We start from the raw sequence: 13,863 nt of genomic DNA on the forward strand, positions 1-13,863 counted from the left end.
TAGGAGTACCGGGGGTTTGGCGCTCCCAGTTGACCCCACCCGCAAGACCGCGGGCACCATTCAGATTCTCACTGGATTGGTGTCTGGTAGGGTTGCAAACCTGAAATTCCCAACGCAGCGGTGCAGTACCGCGGGATTCCTGCGACTTTAGGCGCAGGAGGACGTCAAGTACGAGAAACCAATTAGTCGTCCCAAGCGGGATCCGTTTGACACACTGGTCGACGTTCTCGCCGCGACAACCCGGTACGATCTCCTCCTCGCGATCGTCCCGGTTGCGTTTGCGGTTGCACTGGTTGCGGCGAGCGTACTGAGCATATCGATCGTGCAGGCAATGGCCATTGCAGCACCCATCGGTGTGTTCGCCATCGTCGATGCCTGCTATCTCAATCCGCCGGTCGATCACCGGCCACGGTAGCAGTATCGGCCATTACCCGTCCAACCAGTCATATGACGTGCTCTCATGTAGTACCGTGCTGTGTGTCCGTAGCTAACTGCATCAAGGGCACAGAGAACGTCTCATCGTTTCGTTCTGCGAACCGACGTAACCATTCGCGGTAACGGGACAGCGCCAGCCCCGGAACCCTTTTACAACTCTCAGTGCTATTCTGGAATACCAATGGGACTGGGCTCGGATATGTACAGACAGCAGATCCTCGACCACTACAAGAACCCGCGGAACTACGGGCAACTCGAGGATCCCACCTTCACCCACATCGGCGAAAACCCGATGTGTGGCGACGAGATTCGCATGGACGTCAAACTCGCCGACGACGAGGAGACGATCGAGCAGGTTGCGTTTTCGGGCGACGGCTGTGCGATCAGCCAGGCGTCCGCGAGTCTGCTCTCGAACGAACTCCGTGGCAAAACGGTCGAGGAGTTACGTGAGATGGATCGTGACGACGTGATCGACATGCTCGGTGTCGATATCTCGCCGATGCGAGTCAAGTGTGCCGTCCTGGCCGAGAAAGTCGCCCAAGACGGTGCGGAGATCTATCAGGGCGAACTCGACGTCGAGAAGACGACGACCGAGGACTGACCGACGACCAGGCGTTCGGAGACAGGTTTTTGCTATCTGGCGACGTACGCCGTTCGATGAACAGCACCGGTTCGTCGGGGCGGGACGAGCACTGCGACTCGGTCACCGAGACAATCGTCGCGATGGTCGCCGATGCAGAAGACATCGATGTTCTCGAGGTTCCGCCGCTATGGGACGTTATCAATCCCGACGCGCTCGAGGCGGTGTTCGCACCGTCGAAACGTGATTCAGCTCGGAGTCGAGTCGGCCACGTCACGTTCAGCTACTGTGGCTACGAGGTTCTCGTCGAGTACGGCGATTCGATCACTGTCTCGCTCGAGTAGCGAACGAAAACCAAAAACGGGCGGTCGTTACTCCGGCTTCAGGCCGCCGTCTTCGACGCGCATGACGGCCTCGCCGTCGGCGAGGTTAGGTGCGTCGACCAGGCGGACGATCCGTTTGTTGCCTTTGGACTTGCGCAGATAGATCCGGAACGTCGACTTGTGACCGAGGATGTTCCCACCGATCGGCTGGGTTGGGTCGCCGAAGTAGGAGTCGGGGTTGGAAGCGACCTGATTCGTGACGATGACGGCGCAGTTGTAGAGGTTGCCGACCTTGTCGATATCGTGGAGGTGTTTGTTGAGTTTCTGCTGTCGGTCCGCGAGTTCGCCACGACCGACGTACTCCGCACGGAAGTGAGCGGTCAGCGAGTCGACCGCCAACAGGCGGACGGGATACTCCGAGTCTTCGTGTTCGCCAGCCAGTTCCTTCGCTTTCTCAGCCAGCAGCATCTGGTGGTTGGAGTTGAACGCCTTTGCGACGTGGATTTTGTCGAGGATGTCCTCGATGAGTTCGTCTACGGCGTCCTCGTCGGCCGCCGAGCCTTCGATCTCACGGTCCTCGAGCGTCGCGTTGATGGCCTCATCGTCGAGGCCACGGACCATGTCGTCGATCCGTTCCGGCCGGAAGGTGTCCTCACTGTCGACGAAAATCGCACAGCCGTGCAGGCCACCGACTTCCTTGGGAAGCTGGACGTTGACGGCCATCTGGTGGGTGACCTGCGATTTGCCGGAGCCGAACTCACCGTAGACTTCAGTGATCGACTGGGTCTCGATCCCTCCGCCGAGCAGGTCGTCGACTTCGTCGATATGCCAGCTCAGCTTCCCGATCTCGTTTCGTCGCTCGAGGACGGTCGAGCCAGTCTCGAAGCCACCGATGTCGGCGGCGTCACGGGCGGCCCGAACGATGTCCGCGGCCGTCGACTCGCCGACGTCGGCCGTGTTCGAGAGCTCTGAGGGTGACGCAACGGCGAGACTCTGGAACGAGTCGAAGCCTGCGTCGTGAAGCTTGTCTGCGGTTGCGGGTCCAACACCGGGGAGGGTCTCGAGGTCTGCGTCTGCCATATTCACTCGTTGTTCCGGACCCCGTATAAACCCTCGTTAACAGGAGAGTGAAAGTGAAACTGGAGGACTGCGTCGGGCTGTCCGAGAGACGAGTCCATGAATTTATTCGGGATGGCGAAAGTGGGGACCGAATCGAATCAGGGGTTACCGTCGCCCGGCTCCCACTCGAGGCAGACGAGTTGCTCGCCGGTGCCGACGTACAGTCGTCCGTCGCCGATCGCCGGCGTGTCCGTCACCGCGCCCTCGAGACCGTAGTGCCAGGACAGGTCACAGTCATCAGTGACGTCGATCCCGTACAGCGAGCCAGTCGAATCGCCGACACAGAGGATATCGCCGACGAGCACGGGACTCGAGGTGACCGGGCCGTCGAGGGCGACGCCCTTCTTCGAGAATAGCCAGCCCCGCAGTTTCCGCCGGCCGAAGGTCGTATCGGTGACGTGGAGATAGCCATCTGAGGCTCCGACGAACGTCGAATCGGTCGCCTCGAGGACGGTCGGGGACGACGTAAACGACGTCTGGATCTCGTAGGTAAACCACGACTGCCCGCTGCTGGTGTGGAAGGCAATCAGCGTCCCCTCGTCGTCGGCGACGTACACCCGGTCGTCGACGATCGTCGGCCCGTCGACGATCGCTCCGCTGGTCGGCGCGTCCCAGCACTGCTCGCCGGTCGTCGCCTCGAGAGCCAAAATCGTCCCGTCGGTAGTGCCGACGTAGACCTGGTTTCCGTCGTGTGCTCGCTCGCCGTCCTCTTCCATTCGGGCATCATCGAGCGACAGCAGGTCGATCTCCTGATCGGGGTCCGGGCGCTCGCCCCAGCCCCGTCGCCGGTTTCGCTCGCCATCGACGGCCGGCGCGCCGACGACGGGTGTGTCGGTCTCGTGTGTCCAGATGATCTCGCCGCTGTCTGCCTCGAGCGCCGAGAGCCCGGCCGTGTGGCTGGCGTAGAGCAGTCCATCCGACAGCGCAAGCGCGGACTCGAGCGTGCCTGGGAGTTCGGTCCGCCAGCGTTTCTCGCCGGTCGCGGGCTCGAGGGCGTAGACGACGCCCTTGCCCGTGGCGAGAAACAGGTGATCGTGGGTAACGACCGGTGCGGTGTCGGTCGCAGCCGTCGTCTCGAACACCCAGCGTCGGCGGCCGGTGTCGCACTCGAGTGCGTAGCAGTTCCCGTGGCTCGTCCCGACGAAGACGGTATCCCGATCGAGCACCGGTGGGCCGGCCGATCCGACGAGGTCGGCTGTCCAGCACTCTGCGATCCGCTGGGGTCCCTCGAGATCACGCCGGAGCCCCGAATGCTGGGGATCGCCTCTGAACTGGTTCCAGTCTGTCACTGGCTAGGGGTACCGAACGGAGCGGTATAATGGATACGGCACCGAGCGTAAACGGGAGACTCGTTTGGCGGCTACGGTCGCCGGTGTGATCGGCCGCCGAGCGTTCCGCATTCCGTCGGAGGTGCCAAAAACGCGTCACTGGACGGGTCCGGCTGTACGCACAGCACAGTGGCTGGTTGAAACCGAACGGGACGGCAGGAAAAGGGGGCAACAACTGGTGTATGGCGCAGTTGGTGATGATGTGGCGTTGGGGAGATTCCTGCCGTACATCCGTCTATGGGTGTGTGAGTGATACCAGTGATGCCAACAGGATTTGGTATCGGCCGTCGCCACGGACCGAGCACCTGTGCTGCCGGGTCACTCCCAGGGATGAGTGCCGCCCGAACTGGGCCACAGCGGGTACCAGTACTCCTTGTCGCGTTCGATCTCGAGTTCGCCATCGAGCGTCGACTCGAGTGTGAACTCCGCACTCGAGTCACGTTCGCGGCCGGGGCGGGGCGCGAAGGGGTAGTATGCCCCGCGACGGAAGGAGTAGATCCAGTAGGCCGGCCCGTCGCGGTCTTCGTAGGCGAAGACGGCCGCAAGCAGCCGCGAGCCGTAGCCGTGCTCGATGAACGTATCCGCGGCGAAGTGCATGCTCGTAATGAGATCCTCGGGGTTGTCGTCCTCGAGGATGACCCAGTGATAGCCGTGGTCGTCGCTGGTCACGGAGAACTCGGTGCCAGTTTCCTCGCGGCCCGCCTCGAGGATGGCTTCGACCTCGTCGACGGCATCTTGAAAACTCCTCGAGTCGACGCCGGAGAAACAGAGCGCGCCCACGTCCGCCGAGTCGTAGCCAAGATCGGCCTCCATCGTGAGGTAGGCGGTACTCATCCCGAAGAGGTCGTCTGGATCGGCATCGCGTCTGGCGTCCGTTTCGGCGCGCAAGCCGAGGACGGAACGGAGTCCGTCGAGCAGTCCCATACGCTGAGTGAGGGCGGCGATCCCTTAGAATGATTGCATCTCGCGCTCGAGGCCCCGAAGCTGTTCGATGCGCTTCTCCGTCGGGGGATGCGTACTGAACAGTCGGCCGACGATGCCGGACTTGATCGGGATGATGAAGAAGGCGTTCATCTCGGCCTCCTCGCGCATGTCCTCCTTGGGGACCTTGTCCATCTGGCCGGAAATCTTCATGAGTGCCGACGCCAGCGCGGAGGGGTTGCCCGTGATCGCCGCCGCCCCGCGGTCGGCCGAATACTCGCGATAGCGCGAGAGCGCCCGAATCAGGAGATAGCTGATGATCCAGACGATCAGGGAGACGAGGATGGCGACCATGATGCCGCCGCCCCCTTTGCCCCCGCGACTCTGACCGCCGCCGAAGAACGCGCCCCAGCGGACGATCATGAACGCGATGGTCGCGAGCAGCGAGGCGAACGTCATCACCATCATATCCCTGTTCTTGACGTGGGCGAGTTCGTGGGCGATGACGCCGTCGAGTTCGTCCTGATCGAGCGTTCGCATGAGCCCAGTCGTCACCGCGACGGCCGCGTTCTTCTGGTTGCGTCCGGTCGCGAAGGCGTTGGGCACGTTCGAGTCCATCACCGCGACTTTCGGTTTCGGGAGGTCGGCCTGCTGAGAGAGCCGTTCAACGGAGCCGTGGAGTTGCGGGTACTCGTCGGCCGAGACTGTCTTTGCGCCCATGCTCCGGAGGGTAAGCGTGTCACTGAAGTAGTACTGGACCAGCGACATCCCGCCGAACAGCATCGCGAAGACGAGCAGGTTCGCACCGCCCGCAATGTATGCAGTCATCACACCCGCGAAGACGATGTACAGCGCAAACAACAGAAACATCGTCAGGAACATCCGAAACCGAAGCCCCCAGTCTGCCTGCCAGTTCATATCTCAACTGAGGGGCTCTGGAGGAATAAGTATCACCGACACAACGTCCGCAAAACATGATCGCATTTCTTCATTTCTGGGAGCCTGTGTTCAACCCCTTCGTTTCGCATGGAGACCACGAGACATGGCTCCGTCTGACACGACCGTTCTGGAGGAAATAACGACGTATTGACTACTCGAGCGACGTGCAGGCGTGGTCTGGATGGGGGGGTAGTGGTCACACTCGGATGGGCTCCGACGAGTGGAACACGCCGTTTAACTCGTTGAGCCACTAACTGGTGACAATGAGTGAATCGCGTGCGTTCTGTCCTCGGTGTGGGGACACAGTACCCGAGCGGTCAGCGAGCGACGCGACCGACGAGTCTGCGGCGGATCCCCTTCGGCCCGGTGCAGAGGTCGACCTCTGTGATGCGTGTTACTTCGAGGATTTCGACTTCGTGGATGCCCCGGATCGGATCGACGTTCGCGTCTGTGCAACGTGTGGGGCCGTCTATCGCGGCAACCGATGGGTCGACGTCGGTGCGGAAGATTACACCGATATCGCCATCGAGGAGGTCAGCGAAGCCCTGAGCGTCCATGTCGACGTCGAAGACGTCGCCTGGCAGGTCGAACCCGAACAGATCGATCCGAACACGATCCGGATGCACTGTTACTTTACGGGTGTCGTCCGGGGAACGCCGGTCGAAGAGCAGGTGATGGTGCCGGTCAAGATGGCTCGCCAGACCTGTACCCGCTGTGGGCGGATCTCCGGCGACTACTACGCGAGTATCGTCCAGATCCGCGCCGAGGACCGCACCCCGACGAGCGAGGAGACCGAACGAGCGAAGGAGATCGCCAATCAGATCGTCGCGGACATGGAGGCGACGGGCGACCGCAACGCCTTCGTCACCGAGGTCGGTGAGGTCGACGACGGCCTGAACATCAAGGTCTCGACCAACAAGATCGGCAAGAAGATCTCGAACAAGATGGTCGAGGAGTTCGGCGGCACCGTCACCGACGCCGAAACGCTCGTCACCGAAGACTCCGACGGTAACGAGGTCTACCGGGTGACGTTTGCCGTTCGCCTGCCGCCGTACCCGCCGGGTGACGTCATCGACCTCGCGGACGACGACGAGGGACCGGTACTCGTTCGCAGCGCTCGAGGCAACCTCAAAGGTGTTCGGCTGACGACCGGCGAGCGCTACGAGGCGAGCTACGAGGAGGGCGACTCGCCCGACGCGCGAAAACTCGGCGAGGCCGACGACGCTGTCGAGGCCACGGTCGTCACCGTCGAGGACGACAACGCGGTGCAGGTGCTCGATCCTGAAAGCTATCGGGCAAAAACCATCGCGCGACCGGACTACTTCGATCCCGAGGCCGAAACGGTACCCGTTTTGAAGAGCCGTGCCGGCCTGCACGTGCTGCCGGACGAGACCGATGAGTGACGACGAACACGACCTGGAATCGTCGATTGACGATCCGGTCGCCGTCGACGACGCCCTCGAGCAAGCGGGTGCGGAGACCGACGCACCGCTCGCAGCGATCGTCGCAAAGCCCCGCGCCGAAACAGCCATCGAGTCGCTTCGCGCCGAGGGTGTCTACGATGACGCGAGGCGAGTCAGCGAGGACGGTCCGGAGCGGGTCGCGCTTCCCGTCACGGAGTCCCCGACCGACACGCGCGTCCTCGAGGTGGTTCGCCAACTTGAGCCCGAGCCCCGGAACCCGGACCTCGAGGCCCTGCTGGCCGACCGGGGGTGGAACGATGACGCGCTCGAGTCGGTTCCGGGTTCGTGGGCCGTTATCGGCTCGGTGATCCTCGTGACGGTGCCCGAGGACTGTCACGACGAGACGGCACTGGCCGAGGCACTGCTCGAACTCCACGGCGAAGCCGACAGTGTGCTGGCAGACGAAGGGATCGCAAACGACGGCGACGCTGGCACCTATCGTGAGCCACGCACGCGTCTGCTTGCTGGCGTGCGAGATACCGAGACGATCCACACGGAACACGGGACGCGATACGGACTCGACCCATCGAAAGTCATGTTCTCGCCGGGTAATCAGGCCGAACGCGCCCGGATGGGCGAACACGTTGCGCCAGACGAGCACGTCTTCGACATGTTCGCCGGCATCGGCTATTTCACCCTCCCGATGGCACGGGCTGGCGCGCAAGTAACGGCGACCGAACTCAACCCGACTGCCTTTCGGTACCTGCTCGAGAACGCCGTTCTCAACGACGTTGCAGACCGAGTCGATGCCTATCTGGCTGACTGCCGGGATCTCGCGGGCGAGATTGAGGCTGATCGAATCGTGATGGGCTACTACGGCAGCGCGGACGAGTCGGACGAAGCTGGCGACGCGAACGGATCGGCTCACGGAACCCGAACTGACGAGGCCCACGAGTTCCTCCCGAGTGCTCTCGAGGCGCTCGTCCCCGGCGGTATCGTCCACTACCACGAGGCAACGCCGGAGCCGCGGCTCTGGGAGCGCCCGATCGCGCGCCTCGAAGCGGCGGCTGAGGCGGCCGACAGGGACCTCGAGATACTCGAGAAACGCCAGGTCAAGAGTCACAGCGCCGGCGTCGCACACGTCGTCGTCGACGTTCGATTCGAGTAGCGTCGGCGCTTCGGGTCGTTGCTCGGCGGCCGAGCGTCGTGACTTTCATGCTGGAGGAGTGAGTTATATCACGTATGGACAAAAACCAGTTTATCGCCCTGACGTTCGCGTTCCTGATGATCTCCTCGATGGTCGCCTGGGGCGCACTCGCGGCGTTCTAAGCCGGTTGTTGCCCGTCGAAACCCCCATCGCACATCGGGAGTGACGTCTCATCGCCGCGTCTAGACTCGTTTTCCCTCGAGAATCGCACTGGCACGGTTAGCCGTCCGTATCCCAGACATCGGCCAGCGGACTCGAGGACGAAGACGACCGTCCCGACCGACGAGAGCGTGTTCGTCTCGAGCGGTCGGGACGCTCACCACCGCTGCTCCCTCGAGTCCCACCACTGTCGCCCGTAAGCGCCGCGGACGGGTCGAACGCCGGCAGATCCGGCTGACTCATCCGATCGACCTGCACCGCAAACCAGTCGGGCATGTCCGTTCGCGCGCGTTCGAAGCAATCCAGCAGACTCAAGTCGGCGAGATACGTCGCCCCGTAATCGTCGGGCGCGCGGACGACGCGGCCGCAGGCTTGAATGATCGTGCGCAACGTCGTCCGGTAGTACCACGCCCACTGGCCGTCCTCGAGTCTGTGGGCGACTCGAGAATCGCCCGTGTTGAGAAACGGGGCCTTACAGAGCACCTGCCAGCGACAGAGGTCGCCTTTGAGATCGAGGGCTTCCTCCATCTTCACCGAGAGAAAGACGTCGGGCTCGTCGCTGGCTTTCCACTCCTCGAGGGCGGCGTCGCGGCCGTCGCGGTCGTGTGTCCGAACGCGGTCGCCGACGCCGAAGTCGGCGAGTAACTCGGCGAGTCGTTCCTGAATGCTGTAGGAGTGGGCGTGGATCAGCCCCTTTTCGTCGGGGTGGTGTTGCATGAGCCGGACGATCGTGCGGGCGATCTTCGGCGTCGTCTCGGATCGCTGGTCGTAGGTCATCTTCCCCTGCGTGACGTCGTACAGCGGCCGGTTCTCGACGGGGAAGGTGTGTTCGACGTCGACCAGCGCGACGGTGGCAGGATCGAGCCCGACCTGCCGGCAGAACGCCGCCTTGTTGAGGATCGTCGCCGACAGCAACGCGAACTTGTTGCCACGGTCCCAGACCGTGTGCTGCAGATATTTCTCGGGGCTCATCGGCTTGATCGTCAGCGGCCCGCCCGCGGGGTCGTCGTCCTCGTCGCGGCGCTGTGCACGCGCGCTCGAGGGCTCGGACTGGTCGACCAGCCACGTCGTTGGACTCTGTGGGTCGCGATAATCCGAGACGAACCACTCGAGTTCGCCGATGAGTTCCTGGAGTCGATCGCGTGTGCGGACCTCGGTCGCCGAGAGGGCGTCCTGAGCGAGGAGGTCGTCTTTCCGGCGCGTACAGATCTGGGCGACGTTTTCGGCGTACTGGACGGCGCGCTCGAGGCCGTCGACCTCGGGAACGCGGAGGTCGTCCCAGAACGGCACCGTGCGCGGCCCGAGCTGGATCGTCGCGTACATTTCGGCCCACTCGGCGAGGCCGTGGGCCTCGTCGACGACGACGACGTCGCGCTTGCGAAACACCTCGCTGCCCGCGGTCTGCATGAAGTAGGCGAGCGTCATCGCTGCGATCTCTCTGTTCGAGGCGATCGCTCGATCGGAAAAGTATGGACAACGGTGCTTGACCGAACAGTCGTAGCCGCGCTCGCGAACGCAGGGAGCCTGATTGACCGGCGTCTCGCGTTCGTCGGGCAGGATGCAGGTGTAGTTCGACTTCCCGCGGATAACGTTCAGATCCGCGAGGAGATCGTCGGCCGCGACGTCGTCGAGCTGTGAGACCTGCGGGGTCGTGTAGTAGGCCCCGGTCGCGTCGCTGGGGTCGGCCTCGTCGACACGACGGGCACAGCCGGCGACGGCGCGGGCGAGCAGTGACTTGCCGCTGCCCGTCGGCGCGCGCACGAGCACGACGTCGTTGCCGGCCGCGAAGGCGTCACGAATGTCACGGAGGGCTTGTTCCTGGGTCCCGCGATAGCTCGGCGCGGGAAACTCATCGAAGATCCGCTCGGGATTCACCGTTCGATCCACGGCGTGGCCGCATCCTAAAGGCTACGGACCGTTGCTCGGAGTGAACTGTCACGCCGGCTGGCCGACGACCGAAACCGGCCATAGGCACCGGCTACCCGCGGGTAGTCGGACGATTACAAACACGGAATCCGCCCTCGAGTGAGATACGGAAGGGTCGCTCAGCGGTAGAGCACCGCGGTGTCACCTGACCCGCGGCGGCATCATGCCTCGTGGCGTTCAAATCCCACCCCTTCCGCTTTTTCGGCGCGTCATCAGCATCAACGAGTCGTTGAGATTGCTGTGTTCGCTCATACGGTCTGCTGTAACGATTTACCGGCGCGACCGCGAGCCGTCCTGCGGTCGGGCCGGAAATGACGTACAGCAGATCGTATCACAGGACGTCGAGTCGCGACGTCTCCTCGTCGACCTGCTCGAGACGCTCGATATCTGTAGCGGTCGGCTCCCCCTCGTCGGGCAACGCCTCGATACAGGGATAACACAGCAGATGACTCGTCCCGTCGGCAAGTTCCAGCGTCATCGCGGATCCCTCACTCTCCTCCCCGAACGTCCAGAGGTTGGCGATGCCACCGGTGACCGTGACGGGCCGGCCACAGCCGTCACAGGAGCCGTTTGCCATACTTACCACTAGGTGCCGAGCGCTGAAAGTCGTTCCCCAGCACCGACAGTATATATACAGTGTCGTGGTAGCGCTGCACATGGAGGTGAACTGCGAGGGCTGTGCGGGCTGTTGTCTCGATTGGCGGTCGGTGCTCGAGGCCGAGAGCGAACGCAGAACACACACGCGCCGGGAGACGTCGAAAAACGCCGCGAACGCGACTCGAGCGCCGCTTGACGACGACACCAACTTCGTCCCGTTGACCCGCGACGAGGTTCGATCGTTTCTCGAGGCTGGGATGGCGGCTGCGCTGACACTGCGGTTCTGGCACGCTCGAGCGGCGTCTGAAGGCGTCGAGATCGATGGTCACTCGGTCGCCGCCATCGCGGGTCGCCCGGTCTTTTTTATTGGCCTGCGGAAACCGCCGAAGCCGGTCGCGCCCTTCGGTCGCGAGGAGCCGACGTGGATTCCAGCCTGCGTCTTTCTCGATCCCACGACGCTGCAGTGTCGCATCCACGGCGGCGAGCACTTCCCCGAGGAGTGTGGCGCGTATCCGAGACACACTCTCGCGCTCGAGCAGGAGACGGAGTGCGAACGCGTCGAGGCGGCTGGCGGCGGCGACCGCCTCCTCGCTGACGACGTCGACGGCGATCTCGACGGCCTCCTGCTGGGTTCGCAGGCCCTCGGTGCGAAACTGTTCGCCCATCCCCGACCGGACGCACTCGAGGGAATCGTCGACCGCGCTGCGACCGAGGACCTGACAGCCGACGACCGTGCGGAGTGTCTCGCCGTCGCCGCGGCCTCGAGTCCCGGCACGCTCGTCACGTCCGATCACCACTACGAACAGGCGCTTGACCGCGCGCTCGAGCAAGCGCAAGAACCCGACACGTCGTGGGTCGAGCCGGCGATCCGCGAGTGGCAGCGTCGACGGGACACAGGCGAGGAGGTGCCGTCGCCAGCCATCGCCAAACGCGTCGAAGACGACCGCGGTGCACCCGAAACGCCGGGCTGGGACGCCCTCGAGTGAGCGATCGGTTCCGTCATCTTGAGCGACTGTTAAGACCGTCCCGGCCGAATGAAGGCTATGAACGTACTCGTGACGGGGGCGACCGGCTTCGTCGGTCGACGGCTCGTCACCGCGTTACTCGCGGAGACGGCCCACGACGTGACCGTCCTCGTCAGAGACGCCGACGCCTACGACCCACCTGGCGACGTCACGGTCGTCGAAGGCGACGTCCTCGAGCCGGGCGGGTTCGAAGCGAGCCTCGAGAGTGTCGACGTTGCCTACTACCTGATTCATGCGATGGACGCGAGCGGAGATTTCGCCGCGCGGGATCGACGGGCTGCACGAAACTTCTCGCTGGCAGCTAACGCCGCCGGAGTCGAACGAATCGTCTATCTCAGCGGGCTCGGCAGCGACGCCGACGAGCTCTCGAGTCATCTCGCCTCCCGCCGGGAAGTCGAGTCGATACTCACAGCGGGAGCCGCCGACGTAACCGTGCTCAGAGCGGCGATCATCGTCGGCGACGGCAGCGCGAGCTTTCGAATGATTCGCCAGCTCGCGACGCGGCTGCCGGTGATGATAACCCCGCAGTGGATCAAGACGCCTTGTCAGCCCATCGCGATCGACGACATCGTCGCCTACTGTCTGGCCGTCCTCGAGCGCCCGGAAACGGCCGGCGAAACCTACGAGATCGGCGGCGCGGACGTGCTCACCTACCGAGAGATGCTGACCGAGACGGCCGAAATCGCGACTGGCCGACGACCGCTGATCGTTCCCGTGCCGATCCTGAGCCCGCGACTCTCGGCGTACTGGGTCGGGCTCGTCACCGACGTGCCCAAAGAACTCGCCTATCCGTTGATCGGCGGCGTTCGCAACCCTGTCGTCGTTACCGATGATCGACTGGCGCGGCTCGTCGACGTCGAGCCGACGCCGTTCGACGTCGCCGTTCGACGGGCACTCGGCATCGACCCCGAGAGCGGCGCGCATCTCGAGACACCGACACAGCCGGGGCAAGACGCCGAATGACGTCGCCGGAGTACGGCGAGACGTGGGTGTACGAAAGCCTCGTCGGGACAGTGCCCGGTGTCGACGTCTCGGCTCGGACGGCAGTCGCGCTCCAGTTTCTCGGGTTCGAAGCCGCGATCCTCGTCGTTGCAGCCGTCTACGACCTGCAAGCTGCCGTGATCCCCGGAACGGCCGCCGTCGTCGTCGCGGCGATCGGCAGCTGGCTGATGATCCGATTCAGCAAAAGCGTTCGAGAGCTCCCGACGCCAGCGGCGTACCGACGGCTGCTCTTTGGCTCGAGTATCGACGTCGTCCTCGGCGTGCTCGCGTTCGTCACGCTCGTCACCTACCTGTTCGTGGTCGATCCGGGCACGAGCGAGCCGTCGCTCGTGACTTCGCTGTTCGGGGCCGATCCGCCGGCAGTTGCGATCTGGTTGGCGCTGCTCGTTCTCTGGGACGTCGTCTATCGGATCGGAACCTGCTGGTGGGCGAGTCTCGTCGGGCTCTGGCGGGCGCTCGTCTACGAGTTCGAGCCGGCGGTAACACGACGGTACCGTCGGGCTGACACGATTAATCTCGTGTTCGCCGTAGTACAGCTCCTGTTGATTCCGTTCGTCATTGGCTACCCGCTCTTGCTCGTCGTCCTTGGTGGTCACGTCGTTGCCGTCCTCACAGTCACGACGCTCTCGAGGCGGCTCCAGTAGAAAACAAAGCTGCGGTCAATCGACGCTACGTCGACTTGATCTGCTCGAACTGGTCTAGCAACTCTTCGGCCGAGTCGCCGGAGTCATACTCGACTTCCCCGTGATAGATCGTCCGCTCGTCGTCGAAATCGGCGTCGACCCTCGAGGCTTGCCGCTCGCGGCGCTCGTGTTCGTCTTCGTCATAGGCACCCATTGACATAGCGAGTATATTCATGTTACACGGTGACGTATATCAATGTAACGGTCCCTCATACC

15 protein-coding genes and 1 tRNA gene are annotated in these 13,863 nt (G+C 63.4%); 9 read left to right on the forward strand and 7 right to left on the reverse strand.

Annotated features, from left to right (window positions below):
- Nucleotides 1-181 precede the first annotated feature (181 nt).
- The 3 genes from BW940_RS22080 (at nt 182) to BW940_RS08150 (ending at nt 1,359) form a co-directional block, all read left to right on the forward strand.
- On the forward strand, nt 182-415 hold the full coding sequence (locus BW940_RS22080) for a hypothetical protein (RefSeq protein WP_076608713.1): 234 nt from the start codon (nt 182-184) through the stop codon (nt 413-415).
- A 201-nt stretch (nt 416-616) separates the two neighbouring features.
- Nucleotides 617-1,036 (forward strand): Fe-S cluster assembly sulfur transfer protein SufU, encoded by a 420-nt coding sequence (gene sufU / locus BW940_RS08145; RefSeq protein ID WP_076608714.1) that lies wholly within the window; start codon nt 617-619, stop codon nt 1,034-1,036.
- A gap of 56 nt (nt 1,037-1,092) precedes the next feature.
- A complete protein-coding gene (locus tag BW940_RS08150; RefSeq protein WP_076608715.1) occupies nt 1,093-1,359 on the forward strand; it encodes a HalOD1 output domain-containing protein in 267 nt (88 codons plus the stop codon).
- Between the two features lie 27 nt (nt 1,360-1,386).
- On the opposite strand, the gene radA is transcribed toward BW940_RS08150, so the two are convergent.
- The 4 genes from radA to htpX all read right to left on the reverse strand — a co-directional run bounded on the left by radA (nt 1,387) and on the right by htpX (nt 5,624).
- Nucleotides 1,387-2,418: a DNA repair and recombination protein RadA gene (gene radA / locus BW940_RS08155; RefSeq protein WP_076608716.1), complete on the reverse strand. Its 1,032-nt coding sequence runs from the start codon at nt 2,416-2,418 to the stop codon at nt 1,387-1,389.
- Between the two features lie 137 nt (nt 2,419-2,555).
- Nucleotides 2,556-3,746: an outer membrane protein assembly factor BamB family protein gene (locus tag BW940_RS08160; protein ID WP_076608717.1), complete on the reverse strand. Its 1,191-nt coding sequence runs from the start codon at nt 3,744-3,746 to the stop codon at nt 2,556-2,558.
- 357 nt (nt 3,747-4,103) lie between these two features.
- Entirely contained in the window at nt 4,104-4,709 is a 606-nt protein-coding gene (gene pspAB / locus BW940_RS08165; RefSeq protein ID WP_076608718.1) for a PspA-associated protein PspAB, read from the reverse strand.
- A 24-nt stretch (nt 4,710-4,733) separates the two neighbouring features.
- Nucleotides 4,734-5,624, reverse strand: a complete 891-nt coding sequence (gene htpX / locus BW940_RS08170; protein ID WP_076608719.1) for a zinc metalloprotease HtpX — start codon at nt 5,622-5,624, stop codon at nt 4,734-4,736.
- A gap of 284 nt (nt 5,625-5,908) precedes the next feature.
- Here htpX and BW940_RS08175 point away from each other — a divergent pair, with 284 nt between their 5' ends.
- Together BW940_RS08175 and BW940_RS08180 are read left to right on the forward strand one after the other, a co-directional pair.
- The gene (locus tag BW940_RS08175; protein ID WP_076608720.1) at nt 5,909-7,048 is read left to right on the forward strand and encodes a 60S ribosomal export protein NMD3; all 1,140 of its coding nucleotides are present in this window, start codon (nt 5,909-5,911) and stop codon (nt 7,046-7,048) included.
- Complete coding sequence (locus BW940_RS08180; protein ID WP_076608721.1) at nt 7,041-8,216, forward strand: class I SAM-dependent methyltransferase; 1,176 nt, start codon at nt 7,041-7,043, stop codon at nt 8,214-8,216. The genes BW940_RS08175 and BW940_RS08180 overlap by 8 nt, the downstream gene beginning before the upstream one ends.
- 258 nt (nt 8,217-8,474) lie before the next feature.
- Here the strand turns inward: BW940_RS08180 and BW940_RS08185 are convergent, their stop codons facing one another.
- Nucleotides 8,475-10,289 (reverse strand): helicase C-terminal domain-containing protein, encoded by a 1,815-nt coding sequence (locus BW940_RS08185; RefSeq protein ID WP_076608722.1) that lies wholly within the window; start codon nt 10,287-10,289, stop codon nt 8,475-8,477.
- A gap of 159 nt (nt 10,290-10,448) precedes the next feature.
- Between BW940_RS08185 and BW940_RS08190 the strand changes: the two genes are divergently transcribed.
- Nucleotides 10,449-10,536: transfer RNA gene (locus BW940_RS08190), tRNA-Asp, on the forward strand.
- A gap of 135 nt (nt 10,537-10,671) precedes the next feature.
- Here the strand turns inward: BW940_RS08190 and BW940_RS08195 are convergent.
- On the reverse strand, nt 10,672-10,917 hold the full coding sequence (locus tag BW940_RS08195) for a DUF7561 family protein (RefSeq protein WP_076608723.1): 246 nt from the start codon (nt 10,915-10,917) through the stop codon (nt 10,672-10,674).
- Between the two features lie 79 nt (nt 10,918-10,996).
- Here BW940_RS08195 and BW940_RS08200 point away from each other — a divergent pair, with 79 nt between their 5' ends.
- Genes BW940_RS08200 through BW940_RS08210 form a run of 3 tightly spaced genes read left to right on the forward strand, consistent with a single transcriptional unit; the run spans nt 10,997 to nt 13,608 of the window.
- Complete coding sequence (locus BW940_RS08200; protein ID WP_076608724.1) at nt 10,997-11,923, forward strand: YkgJ family cysteine cluster protein; 927 nt, start codon at nt 10,997-10,999, stop codon at nt 11,921-11,923.
- 57 nt (nt 11,924-11,980) lie between these two features.
- Nucleotides 11,981-12,925, forward strand: a complete 945-nt coding sequence (locus BW940_RS08205; RefSeq protein WP_076608725.1) for an NAD(P)H-binding protein — start codon at nt 11,981-11,983, stop codon at nt 12,923-12,925.
- Nucleotides 12,922-13,608 carry a DUF7530 family protein gene (locus tag BW940_RS08210; protein WP_076608726.1) on the forward strand — a complete coding sequence of 229 codons (687 nt, stop codon included), beginning with the start codon at nt 12,922-12,924 and terminating at the stop codon, nt 13,606-13,608. The genes BW940_RS08205 and BW940_RS08210 overlap by 4 nt, the downstream gene beginning before the upstream one ends.
- Nucleotides 13,609-13,633: 25 nt before the next feature.
- Here the strand turns inward: BW940_RS08210 and BW940_RS21765 are convergent, their stop codons facing one another.
- Nucleotides 13,634-13,807 carry a DUF5786 family protein gene (locus tag BW940_RS21765; RefSeq protein ID WP_173834867.1) on the reverse strand — a complete coding sequence of 58 codons (174 nt, stop codon included), beginning with the start codon at nt 13,805-13,807 and terminating at the stop codon, nt 13,634-13,636.
- Between the last annotated feature and the right edge of the window lie 56 nt (nt 13,808-13,863).

The organism is Natronorubrum thiooxidans (genome assembly GCF_900156475.1).
GTDB lineage: Archaea > Halobacteriota > Halobacteria > Halobacteriales > Natrialbaceae > Natronorubrum > Natronorubrum thiooxidans.